Origin of the sequence: Bacillus sp. FSL K6-1338, from assembly GCF_038006965.1 — a bacterium.
Lineage (GTDB): Bacteria > Bacillota > Bacilli > Bacillales > Bacillaceae_G > Bacillus_A > Bacillus_A thuringiensis_S.
This window is the reverse complement of the sequence record NZ_JBBOWI010000001.1, coordinates 2,497,177-2,509,747: the sequence shown is the minus strand read 5'-3', so window position 1 is coordinate 2,509,747 and position 12,571 is coordinate 2,497,177. Positions and strand designations below refer to the sequence as shown.

Below are 12,571 nucleotides of genomic sequence, written 5' to 3'. Positions count from 1 at the left end.
TTTAAAAATTAAAAGTAATTATTATCTACAACACCTCTTAGTATTCGTAATTTAATACATTTAAATTATATAATATATATAATATATTGTACTTATCATTTACAATAACTTTACAGAAAAACCAAAAAAGAACACCTTAAATCGGTGCTCTTTTTACAAATATCAAGCGTTATGTAGTTGAACATATAGATAACATGAACCCTCCAAATGAAATTACTCCTAGTAAACCTACTATAAATCCTGTTAAACAAATACAATCAGCAAGACAAATAGAAGACTGCGATAATGGAACGAATGACCTACTTGTACTCGACCCATATTGTTTTATTTTTTCATAATTCATATCTAACATTAAATGTAGACATGTTACACCATCCTCAATAGTATGTAGAGATTCTTTTTCTAATCGCTCCAATAATTTACTATCAAAAGAAACTGATAGAGGATACTGCTTATCTAATTTTATATTTTGATAAATTAGTTGCAAACGAGATAATATATTATTTTTCTTCTTTTCAGATGTTACTGTACATTTCATATTATTAAATTCATTTAATAACAGTGTCAATTCATCTCTTTTTCCGTATAAATCTTTAGCTATTTTTCTCTTTACTTTATACGAATGGAAAATAGATTTTAGTTCAACCATATTCATACACTTCCTAATTACATATTATTTACCCAATTATTTTATAGATAAACAGTACTTTTTAATCTTATTTAAAATACACTCAAGCAACTTATTTTACTATCGATTAACATTACATTAACCTTACACGGTTGTAATAAAATCATTAGCTAGAAGGAAGCAATGCCCAAACTAGACAGATATTTAATGATAAAACCATAAGAAAAAAACAATGATTAGATTTTAAATCTAGTCATTGCTTTATCCATCACATCTTGATTACACCTATATATCTTATTGTTACTCTTTCACTTGAATGATTGAATATATCCATTAATAATGACTATATTCTTTGTCGGCACGTACATATATAAAACTAATGTTTTTTAATTGATAAGGTGAAACTTTAATTAGCCCTCATCCATCGGGCTTTTATGGGCAGCCGGCCACCTAACTTCTCTTTGCTCTCGCTGAATTTTTTTAGGGTCTTACTGCCCGGCAAATAGCAGGATAAATGCAATCAATATTCATACGTTATAATAGTACCAGTAGTATCAGTAGTACCACTAAAACCATTAAAACAGTTAGAGCAACCGCCACAACCTCCGCAACCAAAACAACCGAAGCAACCAATACAACGGAATCCGCCACAACGACCTCCGCCACAACCCCCACAGCGACCACAACCCCCACAGCGACGAGCAGCATCTTCAATATAGTAATATGGATATTGATTTTGCTGGTCCCAATAGACAATATTTCCAGATCGGTAATCATTAAGGCTTAACGCTTGTATTTCTTGTTGAAACTGATTCATTTTCATAACCTCCGTTTATAAAATACAACCTCATTGATGCTTCCCTATATTTCTGTTCGTTACATCTAAGTAGAAATAGCGCTATAAACTAAGTTCAATACGTACACCAACAAAGTATGACTTATCACTAGATGATGCACCTTGTTCATATACCTATTTTTACTATGGGCTCATTTTTATAAATAGAAATTATAAAATATAAATTCTAGCGTCATATCTTCATACTTACTAAGCTCAATTAATTTCTCAATAATCACGCGGACAAATCCTATATATTTCCATATATCACTTAGATTTTCTTGTACTGTAAATGCCTTTGCTATAACACCTCTAAGTAACCGGTTTCTATGACGGTTAAGAAATTCCTATAAAGAAAAAAGCCCTAATTAGGGCTTTTTATTCTATTTCTCCAGCAAAGCTCTCTATGAAATTTCTAATTGAAAAAAGACACACTTAGATTGATGCGTCTTTTTGTGATGCCTCTTTTGTGAAATCATATAATGCAATTGCGCCTAAAAGAACAAGTATACCTTGAGGAACATCTAGTAAAATAGTTTTCCAAATTTCTGGAATTACCCATTTAATATCTGCTGCTGTTTCAAGATATGTTTGGAAATAGCTGATTGTAAAATTAATTATCCCTAAAAATACAAACAACGATAAACCAAATCGAATTAATTTCTTATTTGTAAACATATAACACCTCTCAAAATTCATTGGATATTCCTGCTTTTGCTTCTTTATATTTACATATCTCTATATTTGATTTTAACACACAAAGAACTCAAAAAAATACAATATGCAAATTTGCATATTGTATGAACAGCACTTCATGTTAACTTAGAAATTCCTGCAAAGAAAAAACAACTCCGTTACAGCTAACAGCTCGGGTTTCTTTTCTTATTTAACTTCATACCACCAACATTTACGTTCTTTAATTATAAAATAAATGTGACAGAAGTTTATCCAGTTAATGCGTAGACAATTAAATGAGCTAAATTATCGATATTCTATTTCACCATATCCGTAGCACTAATGACTTTACGCAAATTTGACAAGAAAAAATATAGAGATAGGTATGATCCATACCTATCTCTAACATTACTTCTATTCTTTATCCAATTACGTCTTTTACGTCTGTATCCACTGGCCACTTTTCTAATGTATAAGCCATTTCCCAAAATGAATATTCATATTGACTGCTAATAATAAAATGCTGTTTCATACGCTTGCGGTCTGCCTCTGTTACTTTTTCAGCAATAGTATCTAACCGTGTAATTTGTTCTTCAACTAGCGTACGGAACCAATCAGATCCATAAGCAGAAATCCATTCGTTATAAATTGGCTCTTCCGGCTGACATTCTTTTAAACGTTCCCCAATTTCGTAATACAACCAATAGCAAGGTAAAATTGCTGCAATGATATCTCCTAAATGCCCTTCATACGCAGCACGATACATATGTGAAGTATACGCATATGCAGTTGGCGCAGGAATAAAATTATCTTTTTCTTCTTTTGTTATCCCTAGCTTTTTAGCAAAATTCTCATGTAAAGATAACTCGGCCTCATATGTATTTTGAGCATGATGTGCCATACGAGCTGTCGTCTCTAATTCAAGAGCTTTTGCAGCTCCTAAAGTTTGTACTCTAGCAAAATGACTCAAATAATATGAATCTTGAAGCACATAATAGCGAAAACTAGCTAAATCTAACGTTCCTTCACCAAGTTTTTTTACAAAAGGATGGTTAAAACTCGCTTCCCAAATTGAATCTACTTCTTTACGTAATGATTGTGAAAAAGTCATTTAAATCCCTCCAATAATGTATAAAATATAAGTATTTATCCACAATTATTAAAGCTGTAAAATAAAAAAACTTTCTTTACAGGCGTAAAGAAAGTGAAATTGACAGTATTTATTTACTCATTAAATAGCAACGTCTTTCCCACTTCCCTACGCTGGCATTAACCAGATCAGGTACTAAGAGTCTCAAAATCACATTTGATCTCAGCCTATAAAAGGCCCCCCTAGTGGATAAATATTTTGTTTTTATAATGTATTCATCATAGCTTACTTCGTGAAACTGTCAAAAGAATTAGTTATATAATCCCCTTAAAACCCTTCTTCTTTTCTAACTTTTAATGATGTTTCAATAATCATATCTAATAGTTTGCTATAACTAATTCCCGCTGCTTCTGCACTTTTTGGCAATAAACTTGATTGTGTCATCCCTGGTAATGTATTAATTTCCATTACATATGGAATTCCATCCTTCACCATCATATCAACTCTTGCATAAACACTACATTTTAATGCTTTATAACAAGCCAGTGACGCTTTATTTACACGTTCATTAATTTCCGCTGGAAGTTCGATAACTTCCTCAACTGTACTAGTATCATCATATTTTGCATTGTAGTCAAAGAACTCGGCTGCATGTCGAATTGAAACTATAGGTAACTGTTTTCCATCCAGAATGGAACATGTAATTTCATCACCTTTTATATACTTCTCAATTACTACTTCAGAATCCCATTCAAATACAGTTTCTAGCATTGAGATCAATTCATTTTTATTGTAAACGATTTTCACCCCGACACTCGATCCGCCAGAGTTTGGTTTTACCACTAATGGAAATCCTAACTTATCTAACTCATCAAGCTTTAGATCCTCCATTTTTGTAAGTTCAATCCAATCTGGTGTTTCTACACCTTCATAACGTAAAATCTTTTTCGAAATATTCTTATCCATACATATACTACTAGATAACATATTACTTCCGCTATAAGGAATCCCTAAACTCTCCAGTGTTCCTTGAACTGTCCCATCTTCTCCATATTTCCCGTGTAATGCGAGCAACGCAAAGTCAATGTCTTTCGCTTTTTCAATTAAATCCATTTTTTCATTTAATGTAATTGGGACTATTTCATACTTATTTTTATCTAAATGAGCAATCATTTCATTCCCTGTCATAATTGAAACTTGTTTTTCAGACGATACCCCGCCCATAATAACACCGATTTTCATTTTCTCAACTCCAAATTTCATTTTTTAATGTATCACCAATTATTTTAATTCCCCGAACTATTTCTTCTTCTTTCAAGCGCGAAAACCCTAATCGGAAAGTGTTCGCCCCTTCTCCATCAGAGTAAAAAACATCTCCAGGTGAAAACGTAACGCCTTTCTCATAACACTTTTGTAAAAGTGTGCGGGCATTCATATGCTCTTCTAGCTCTATAAATAAATGAAGTCCACCATCTCCAGTCATTCTTTTGAAAGGAATGAACTGATTACACGCGCCGACAGCTAACTCATATTTTTTCTTATAAACCGATCTTGCCTTTTTTAAATATTTCTCAAAATATCCCTCATGTAAATATTGAAATAGAACCGCTTGATCTAACGTAGATGTGTGGATTGTTCTTGCTCTTTTTACGCTTTCTAAATAATGAATCAGCTCTTTATCTGCAATAATCCAACCTACACGTAAACCAGGGAAAAGTACCTTTGAAAAGCTACTAATATAAATCACATTATTGCCAGCTCCAGCAAAAGTTAATAAGGGAGCTAAATGTGAACCTGAATAACGTAATTCTTCATTAAATCCGTCCTCTATAATAGGAACCTTATATTTCGAGAATAACCTCATCAATTCCGTTCTTTTCTCTGAACTCGTAACAATACCGGTTGGATTATGATAAGAAGGAATTAAATAAGCAAAATCAAAATCTTTTTCACGTAAGCTTTTTTCAACTTCATTCGTATCAATACCATCCTCATTCATATCAATCCCATGAACTTCAAGTCCATGTAAACGGAACAGCTTTAGTGCAGCGTGGTGAGTTGGATTCTCACAAATGACACGACCGGATTTTTTTGATAAAGAAGAAAGTACAATATCCAATCCTTCTGTAAATCCATTTGTAATTAGAATATCTTTATTCGAAATGTCTACACCTTTCATTTCCATGTAATGAAGTAAATAATTCATTAACGGTTTATATCCCTTTGCATATCCGTAGTTCAATACGATGTCCCCTTCAATGGACATACGAGTAAGAAAAGCTCTTTTGAAGTTTTCAACATCAAATAGCTTCTCATCCGGGGCTATACTATTAAAAACAATCATTCCCTTTTCCCAACGAACACCATGTTTCATTAAATCTAATTCATCCGCTAATGCGGTCACTGTATTAAGTTTATTTTTCCAATCTATTTCAACAGACGAAGTGTTAGATATATCTACCTTCGCAACAAAGTTCCCTTTTCCTTTAACTGCATAAATGAGTCCTTCTTGCTCTAAATCTGCATAAGCAGCAAGTACAGTGTTTCTACTCACACTTAGTAATTCACTTAGTTCCCTTGTTGATGGGATTTTTTGATTCCCGAGCAAGTGCCCTTTCATAATCATCTTCTTCAAATAATCTTTCAATTGAATATAAACGGGACGATCTTTAACAACTTTAAAATCCTTAAACAATTCCTTACCCCCTGCAATCATTTTTGCATATTTATTTCATTCACAAAAGGTCCACGACATATGTATTTTTTATAAAGGGCGGTACGGTCTTACAAGTCTTTTCGATATAAGTTAATTACATCTTTTAAAGCTGCAGCTGCAGCGCCTCGTGGATTAGAAGCCCCACCAATTGTAGTAACTTGTCCCATCGTATCTGTAAAGAACGTAATTCCTTTTTCGGTCCCATTTACTTTTGCTAACGGATGATCTTTTTCTATTTCGCACGGTTCAACATTTAAATTCACATTGCCACCCTCATCCTTATATATTGATGCTATTAATTTAATAATTTTATGTTGTTCCTTAGCATTTTGTATTTGCTGTTTTGTAACGTGCTCGATTCCTTTTATATGTATATCAGTAAGTGTTTTCTCTGTTTCCATTAAGCTGTTTGTCAAAAGTAACAATTTACACGCACTATCTGAACCACTTATATCTAATATAGGGTTTGTCTCAGCAATTCCTTTATTTTGCGCTTCTTTCAGTGCTTCTTCAAATGTCATATCTTCCTCATACATTTTCGTAAGAATATAATTAGTTGTTCCATTTAATATTCCTTCTATTTTTTCAATACTGCAACCGGCTAAACTAAATTGTCCGATATCTAGCGTCGGTAGTGCAGCGGCTGTTGCACCGCTATATCGAATTCGTACATTTACGCCTCTTGCTGCTTCATTTATTTCTCTCCAGTTTGTAACGAGTGCACCTTTTGAAATTGCTACTATATCCATCTGTTTCTCAATCGCTTGTTTCATATATTGTTTCCCTGGATTTCCATCTTTAAGATTTGTAACTGTTGATTCTACCAATACAGTACCACTTATGCTAGTTGTTGCACGTTCCTTCGGATGATACTCTAAATATTTTTCAATTGCAGCGGTACCGCCACCATACATCAATAAATGATGAAGAGATAAGCCGTCTTCATTATGTATTGCAATATTTCTTCCTAATACGCCACTTACAACTAATTGAATCCCATATGTTTCATATATATATGAATACTTTTCATTTAATAATTTTATAAACTCTCTGCCTACTGTTCCGTATCCTGATAATACAACTTGAATCTTCATAATATCCCCCCATATTTTTCTACCAAACCCCTCTTTCAATATAATATAAAGCGCTCTCGAATTCCATCGAGAGCGCTTTATTATTACTTATTTCGGTAAACGTGATAGCTTTTCAGCAATTGTTCTATAAAACTCTTGAATGCTAGAAAAACCTAACGAGTCTGAAACACTTAATCCTACCATGTCGAGATGATCCCAATTCGCTTTCGTTTCGATATGATTCCATTTTCCAACCTGTAATGACTCATGATTATTTACAGCAACATTAGAAATTGGTGCAATCATAGAATTGGTATTTACTACACCATCATTTTGCCACCAAGAAGTATCAACTAACGGACGGTTTTCTTCATATCTCGCATAAGAACCTAAGAAAAATGCATTCCCCATCAACACTTTATTCATCGTTATATGAGGCAAATGTAAACCTGTAATAGGTGCTGCTTGTGATGCATGTCCACTATAAGATAAGTAATAAACATCCGGTTGCGTCTTTACCCAATTATTTAACTCCTTTGCACCATCTGTACTTAAATCCCATTGACTTATATCTTTTGTATTTTTCCAAAGTGAACTATTTAGAATACGATTACTATATTGGAAAAAGGACTCTCCAGCAATCTTCTTTATACCCCATTGATCCAATTTAAAATCATATAAAGATAAATTATTGTTTCCTCCAAAGCTCGCAGCTGTAATGAGTAAATCTTTAACGAACGGCAGCAGAAGACTACCATCCGCAAGTGTTGTACCGTTGTGAGGGGTTGCTAATGTTGTAACACTATGAACATATGATTTTCCGCCTTCAAATAGTGGTGATATTTTGGTGTCTGGGTGATTTTTCGCATAATTCTTTTCTTCAAAACTACCTTCTTTTAATAGCTGTACTAATGTTCTAATCGTTTGTCCACCCATGCTATGCCCAACTAAATGAACTTTATTTGTTTCACTCCAATTCGGCGTAAAACCACTATAAGTTCTGCCAAAACGATTATGTCCATGTTTCTCAGCATGCGAGGCACCATAGTCTACTGTGCCACCGCTAATTTGCGCATACAATTCACATGCACGATCCCAGTTACTAGAAACAGGTCCAACAGCTGCGGTATGTACCGTATAACCATTTCGTTTCAAATCTTCCTGTATATCATGAACACCACCCCAATACTTTACGCCAAGCATTTCTTCTCTACCCCATCCAGCAAATCCATTCACCAATATGATAGGATAATTATTTGGTTGCCTCTCTTCAGCATATGATATTTTCGCTACGAATGAACATAAGGTCACTAATGCGAAAAAACATATTTTTAAAAATAACTTCCCCATACTTTCTCCCCCTAATAAAACGTTTACATTTTTCTTCTAAAAATTAACACAATGTTTTAACAACTTAAACATAATGTAAAGTATTTTATATACGTTGTATATATAGAAAACATATACAATTGTTGATAAATATTAATTCAAGTGAACATTTACTTTTTACAATACAACTTGTAAATCTGTTTATTTGAATTTATAATTAGATATAGTTTCCTCATGTTAAAAAAATTTAAAAACCATAAGAAAACTAATCTCATTGCTTGAAAAGGAGGAAAAAGCATGCAAATCGGATCAAATATTCATACATTATCTCAACCTACTAAAATAACTCCATCTACTCTTGAGCATAATACTATCTCTTCTACTAAACTGGAAAGTAAGAAAGTAAATGATCCTATCAAGTTTGATATTCGTTCATCTGAAAAAGAAATGAAACAGCCTGAGCATAAATTTAATGAATTAGATTTATGGAAGATGTTAAAGGATAAAGGTGTTCCTTTATGGATCATCCTTGAAATGCTACAAAAGGCTCGTAAAGAAAAAGAAGCCCAAAATAATTCAGTTCAAAATTCAAATGCGATTGAGGAAACAAACGAGACTCGATTAAATGAAGTAATGTAAAGCATAATATTTGATTGGTCTACAAACTAAAAAGAGTTCGGGGGTGATAAAGTTTCTATCAACCTCGAACTCTTTTTTTATGATTTTTCTCCAATCGTTACAAACTGGAAAGATACTTTTCCTTCCAAACCTTTAATTAGTTTTTTTACTTTAACATTTTCATTAACCAATGTATTATCTGTCGACATTTTAGGTTTTTCGTCACCTAGAGATTTTTTCAAATGAAGAAGATGCATTTTCATTTCATTTGCCTTTATTTCTTTATACACACTATTTTTTGCTACAATCATATACCATTCCGTTGAATATTTACGATTGTTACCTATCCAGGCATCACTATCGTATGTAACAGGAATCTCTTCCCCTCCTATTTTAATACTTTTCATAGTCTTATCGTCTTCACTTGTAAATAATAGTGACCCTTCTTTTGGGAATTTCGGTAACGTATCTATAATATAATTGGAGCCATTATCTTGTTTTCGAAAAAGTTTTTCTTTAATCAATGCTTGTGCTGTAGATTCATTTAAAATTAAGACATTTCCATTTCCAACTTCCCCTTTTTTCACAGAAAACACTTCATTTTCTTCCGTAATTTCCTGATAACGATTAATAATTGGTGAAATATTATTTTCATCTCCAATAATTAATACACCGTTTGCAGGAAATGAGTTGTCCTTTTTAGAACATGCACTAAAGCTTATTAAAAGTATTATAGTTAACATAAAAATAGTTAATATTCTTTTCATCACGATTCCTTTCATCATACAGTTCATTTTTCCACATACTTTAGTGTAGTCTTACAAGCTAATAAATTCTATTGCTCCATAACCTTATAAAGCTTTTGCAGGTAACGCCAACGGGTTATAAAGAAATATAAAACTTGTATACATATAAATGAAATTAAAATAACGATAGAGCTATTTATGATAGAAAAATCGACTAATTGCTGTAATGCTATATAAGCAACTACAGTATGAATCACTGCAACGAAAATTGGTAAAAAGAACATTAATAATAACTGCCTCGTTACAACTTTTTTCAACTCACCTTTACTTAATCCCATTTTCGAAATCATTTTATATTGCTGTTGGTCGCGATCCAAATCTGTATATAATCGGAAATAAATAAAACTAGCGGCGAATGTAAAGAAGACGATTCCAACTAAAATACTTACCATAAGTAATAAACCATTCTTTTGCTTTGCTTCCAACAAGTTTAATGTTAAAGCTTCAAAGTAGAAATCTCTGTCCCTAAGATTTTTATCGAATATACTCTTTAATTGATTTGAAATCTCTTTCGTTTTTATCCAATCATCTACAACAAATCCGTAAGTACGATATGGAATTTCTTTATTAACTGGGTCACTAGTAAGAGGTATTCCATCATATACCTGATCTTGAACAGCGATATAAATAGTTCTAGAATCATGTGGTAAAACTAAATTTTCTACAGCTTTTTTCACATGAAATGTCTTTGTCCAGTCACCTTGAATGACTTCTATATTCTTTTTATACTCGCCATTTTTAAATTCTTGTTTTTGTGATACGACTCCAGGAATTAATAAAATTTCATCTTCTTTTTCAATTGTTTCTTGTTGATAGCCTAGTGCTTTAGCAAGATCGTTGTATTCACTTAACTTCATTACATTTACGCCATTTTCTGTGTATATATATGAAGATGAAGCCATTCGATACGGAATATTAGCATCAGAAAGGTGTTTTTTTATAATAGAAAGATTTTTATTCAATACTTTGTCATTTTCAAAACTTCCATACAAAAATGTATACGGATTTGTCATCCTTACCAAATCCCTATTTCCAATTGCGGCCGTTGTACCAATTGCTGTAAATGCAACTGCTGAAACAATAGATACTATAAAAAACATCGTTGCATTATCTTTCATACGGTAAATTAATTCAGAAAATGTTAATATATTTGTTCTCTTTAAAAAGAAAGATTCTCTCCTTTTAGCAAGGTGCAGTATATACACGCTACACTGTGTATATAAAAAGTACGTTCCTATAATTACTAGAAGCACACCTATTCCAAGCGTAATAAAATTGGTACTTGGTATGAAGCGAAATACTGAAAAATATCCATACCCTATACTAATTAAAGAAAGTATCGATAATAAAACTGAAGATTTCGGTTCAGGTTTTGGCTTTTCCTCTGCTCGAATAAGTTCCACAAGTTCCGTTACTTTTATCATTTTAAATGTAAATAATGAAACAATTAAAAACAAGAAAAGAAATGTAATAACTGTTAATAATACAGCCTGCACTGGTATATAAAAAGGTAAACCATTATTAATCATTAATACACTTGCACTTATCAATAAGACTAGTTTAGAAAATATGAGTCCAATGAAAATCCCTATACAAATTGAACCAAGTCCAATCAACATATTTTCAATTAATAATAATTTCTTAAGCTGTCTCATTGACATACCTTGCATCATTAAAATACCAAATTCTTTCTTACGCGTTTTTAAAAACGAACTAACTGAATATAGAATGAAGAAAAATGAAAATACAAAAATCAATCCTTGCGAAACTGAAAATCCCAATGTACCAAATGCACTTATTGTTGCACTTGTCGATTTCAACTCACCTTGTAAATCAGGATGAAATAATAAAAGAGCATACGTAAAGAAAATCATAATAGAAAATGCACTACTTAAAAAATGGGCAGCATATGTACGCTTATTGCGAAAAATATTATTAAATGCGAACTGACGAAAAGTCATGCCTTTTCCCTCCTAACAAAGAAAGGACATCCATAATCTTTTGATAAAAAGTTTGCCTACTTTCACCACAATAAATTTCGTTATATAGTTGACCATCTTTAATAAAGATTACTCGGCTGCAAAAGCTCGCTGCATACGGATCATGTGTAACTAACATCATCGTTGCTTTTTCTTCTTTATTTAGAGTATCAAGCATCTCCATTACATCATTTGAAGATTTAGAGTCTAAATTCCCTGTTGGTTCATCTGCAAGTAACAATTGCGGCTTATGAACGATCGCACGAGCAATTGCTGTTCTTTGAGCTTGTCCCCCTGATATTTCAAACGTTCTTTTACTCAATATATCTATAATGTTTAATTTCTGTGCAATCTCTTCCACTCGTTTGTTCATATCTTGCACAGAAACACCATCTAAAGTCATCGGCAATACGATGTTTTCTTTTACAGTAAGTGTGCTAAGAAGATTAAATGATTGGAAAACAAATCCTAATTGTTTTCTGCGGAATAACGCTAATTCTTCTGATGATAATTGGAAAGGATTTGTACCATTAATAAATATTTCTCCCGATGATGGAGAATCAATAGTAGATACCATATTTAATAACGTTGTTTTCCCACTACCTGACGGGCCCATAATTCCTACAAATTCACCTTCTTGAATTGATAAATCAATATCTACTAATGCTTTAAAAGGTACTTTCCCTCTATATACTTTACTAATACTATTTGCCTGCAAAATTTCCATTTATATTCTCCCTTCATTTCCACCGCTCACTATAGAGTGTAAATGAATTGTCTTACAGCTCATATTGATTCATCTTTCATTTATCTTACATGCTT

The 12,571-nt window shown here is 32.5% G+C and carries 12 protein-coding genes, 1 pseudogene and 1 riboswitch; of the genes and pseudogenes, 1 reads left to right on the top strand and 12 read right to left on the bottom strand.

Annotated elements, in window-relative coordinates; all coding sequences use genetic code 11:
• Nucleotides 1–169: 169 nt before the first annotated feature.
• The 9 genes and pseudogenes from NZ044_RS12875 to NZ044_RS12835 all read right to left on the bottom strand — a co-directional run bounded on the left by NZ044_RS12875 (nucleotide 170) and on the right by NZ044_RS12835 (nucleotide 8,367).
• Complete coding sequence (locus NZ044_RS12875) at nucleotides 170–655, bottom strand: hypothetical protein (protein WP_002082715.1); 486 nt, start codon at nucleotides 653–655, stop codon at nucleotides 170–172.
• 209 nt (nucleotides 656–864) lie between these two features.
• Nucleotides 865–996 (bottom strand): annotated as a pseudogene (locus tag NZ044_RS12870) (site-specific integrase); the annotation flags it as partial.
• A gap of 152 nt (nucleotides 997–1,148) precedes the next feature.
• A complete protein-coding gene (locus NZ044_RS12865) occupies nucleotides 1,149–1,451 on the bottom strand; it encodes a heterocycloanthracin/sonorensin family bacteriocin (protein WP_082199992.1) in 303 nt (100 codons plus the stop codon).
• 447 nt (nucleotides 1,452–1,898) lie between these two features.
• Nucleotides 1,899–2,162: a DUF3937 domain-containing protein gene (locus NZ044_RS12860; protein ID WP_002082716.1), complete on the bottom strand. Its 264-nt coding sequence runs from the start codon at nucleotides 2,160–2,162 to the stop codon at nucleotides 1,899–1,901.
• Between the two features lie 397 nt (nucleotides 2,163–2,559).
• Nucleotides 2,560–3,249, bottom strand: a complete 690-nt coding sequence (gene tenA, locus NZ044_RS12855; RefSeq protein WP_000144509.1) for a thiaminase II — start codon at nucleotides 3,247–3,249, stop codon at nucleotides 2,560–2,562.
• A gap of 127 nt (nucleotides 3,250–3,376) precedes the next feature.
• Nucleotides 3,377–3,482: riboswitch (TPP riboswitch) on the bottom strand.
• Nucleotides 3,483–3,555: 73 nt separating this feature from the next.
• Nucleotides 3,556–4,470: a D-alanine--D-alanine ligase gene (locus NZ044_RS12850; RefSeq protein ID WP_002082718.1), complete on the bottom strand. Its 915-nt coding sequence runs from the start codon at nucleotides 4,468–4,470 to the stop codon at nucleotides 3,556–3,558.
• Nucleotides 4,471–4,474: 4 nt separating this feature from the next.
• Nucleotides 4,475–5,923, bottom strand: a complete 1,449-nt coding sequence (gene pdxR, locus NZ044_RS12845) for a MocR-like pyridoxine biosynthesis transcription factor PdxR (protein ID WP_000471637.1) — start codon at nucleotides 5,921–5,923, stop codon at nucleotides 4,475–4,477.
• A gap of 89 nt (nucleotides 5,924–6,012) precedes the next feature.
• Complete coding sequence (locus tag NZ044_RS12840) at nucleotides 6,013–7,038, bottom strand: homoserine dehydrogenase (protein WP_000701766.1); 1,026 nt, start codon at nucleotides 7,036–7,038, stop codon at nucleotides 6,013–6,015.
• Nucleotides 7,039–7,125: 87 nt separating this feature from the next.
• Nucleotides 7,126–8,367 carry an esterase/lipase family protein gene (locus NZ044_RS12835; RefSeq protein WP_000517058.1) on the bottom strand — a complete coding sequence of 414 codons (1,242 nt, stop codon included), beginning with the start codon at nucleotides 8,365–8,367 and terminating at the stop codon, nucleotides 7,126–7,128.
• 276 nt (nucleotides 8,368–8,643) lie between these two features.
• Here NZ044_RS12835 and NZ044_RS12830 point away from each other — a divergent pair, with 276 nt between their 5' ends.
• Nucleotides 8,644–8,985 (top strand): DUF3914 domain-containing protein, encoded by a 342-nt coding sequence (locus NZ044_RS12830; protein ID WP_001165517.1) that lies wholly within the window; start codon nucleotides 8,644–8,646, stop codon nucleotides 8,983–8,985.
• A 77-nt stretch (nucleotides 8,986–9,062) separates the two neighbouring features.
• On the opposite strand, the gene NZ044_RS12825 is transcribed toward NZ044_RS12830, so the two are convergent.
• The 3 genes from NZ044_RS12825 to NZ044_RS12815 are packed head-to-tail and all read right to left on the bottom strand — an operon-like array spanning nucleotide 9,063 to nucleotide 12,476.
• Nucleotides 9,063–9,746: a lipoprotein BA_5634 family protein gene (locus NZ044_RS12825; RefSeq protein WP_231130553.1), complete on the bottom strand. Its 684-nt coding sequence runs from the start codon at nucleotides 9,744–9,746 to the stop codon at nucleotides 9,063–9,065.
• A gap of 53 nt (nucleotides 9,747–9,799) precedes the next feature.
• Nucleotides 9,800–11,731 carry an ABC transporter permease gene (locus tag NZ044_RS12820; RefSeq protein WP_000144146.1) on the bottom strand — a complete coding sequence of 644 codons (1,932 nt, stop codon included), beginning with the start codon at nucleotides 11,729–11,731 and terminating at the stop codon, nucleotides 9,800–9,802.
• A complete protein-coding gene (locus tag NZ044_RS12815) occupies nucleotides 11,706–12,476 on the bottom strand; it encodes an ABC transporter ATP-binding protein (RefSeq protein WP_000404444.1) in 771 nt (256 codons plus the stop codon). The genes NZ044_RS12820 and NZ044_RS12815 overlap by 26 nt, the downstream gene beginning before the upstream one ends.
• Between the last annotated feature and the right edge of the window lie 95 nt (nucleotides 12,477–12,571).

Bases quoted from the DNA above. Each gene is read 5' to 3' on its own strand.
- NZ044_RS12875 (WP_002082715.1), bottom strand. From the start codon at position 655: ATGAATATGGTTGAACTAAAATCTATTTTCCATTCGTATAAAGTAAAG.
- NZ044_RS12865 (WP_082199992.1), bottom strand. From the start codon at position 1,451: ATGAAAATGAATCAGTTTCAACAAGAAATACAAGCGTTAAGCCTTAAT.
- NZ044_RS12860 (WP_002082716.1), bottom strand. From the start codon at position 2,162: ATGAATTTTGAGAGGTGTTATATGTTTACAAATAAGAAATTAATTCGA.
- tenA (WP_000144509.1), bottom strand. From the start codon at position 3,249: ATGACTTTTTCACAATCATTACGTAAAGAAGTAGATTCAATTTGGGAA.
- NZ044_RS12850 (WP_002082718.1), bottom strand. From the start codon at position 4,470: ATGAAAATCGGTGTTATTATGGGCGGGGTATCGTCTGAAAAACAAGTT.
- NZ044_RS12840 (WP_000701766.1), bottom strand. From the start codon at position 7,038: ATGAAGATTCAAGTTGTATTATCAGGATACGGAACAGTAGGCAGAGAG.
- NZ044_RS12835 (WP_000517058.1), bottom strand. From the start codon at position 8,367: ATGGGGAAGTTATTTTTAAAAATATGTTTTTTCGCATTAGTGACCTTA.
- NZ044_RS12830 (WP_001165517.1), top strand. From the start codon at position 8,644: ATGCAAATCGGATCAAATATTCATACATTATCTCAACCTACTAAAATA.
- NZ044_RS12825 (WP_231130553.1), bottom strand. From the start codon at position 9,746: ATGAAAGGAATCGTGATGAAAAGAATATTAACTATTTTTATGTTAACT.
- NZ044_RS12820 (WP_000144146.1), bottom strand. From the start codon at position 11,731: ATGACTTTTCGTCAGTTCGCATTTAATAATATTTTTCGCAATAAGCGT.
- NZ044_RS12815 (WP_000404444.1), bottom strand. From the start codon at position 12,476: ATGGAAATTTTGCAGGCAAATAGTATTAGTAAAGTATATAGAGGGAAA.